The organism is Acinetobacter sp. 1207_04 (assembly GCF_052850415.1).
Map to the genome: position 1 here is coordinate 1 of NZ_VXCQ01000045.1, position 380 is coordinate 380.

Genomic DNA, 380 nt, shown 5'->3' on the forward strand with positions numbered 1-380 from the left:
AAGGCGATAACATCGCAGTTACAGATGTCACCAATGCAGATGGTAGTAAAGAATACAAAGTTGCCACTAAAAAAGACGTTAAATTCGACTCAGTCACGCTTGGTGATACGCTCATTAACAATGCTGGCTTAAGCATCAAAGATGGCCCAAGCATTTCAGCACAAGGCATTGATGCGGGTAAAAAGAAAATCACGAATGTTGCCAATGGCGATATTAACAGTACATCACAAGATGCAGTGAATGGTAGCCAGCTTCACCAGACTGCAAATAGCATTAAAAATAGTATTGGTGGTGATACCGCACTGAATGTTGATGGCAGTATAACAACTTCAAATGTTGGTAATACTGGTAAAAATACCATTCATGATGCGATTGATTCA

Annotated in this window: 1 pseudogene; it reads left to right on the forward strand. The window is 39.7% G+C overall.

The features are described 5' to 3' along the window. Nucleotides 1–380, forward strand: a pseudogene (locus FW754_RS16410) (YadA-like family protein); the annotation flags it as partial.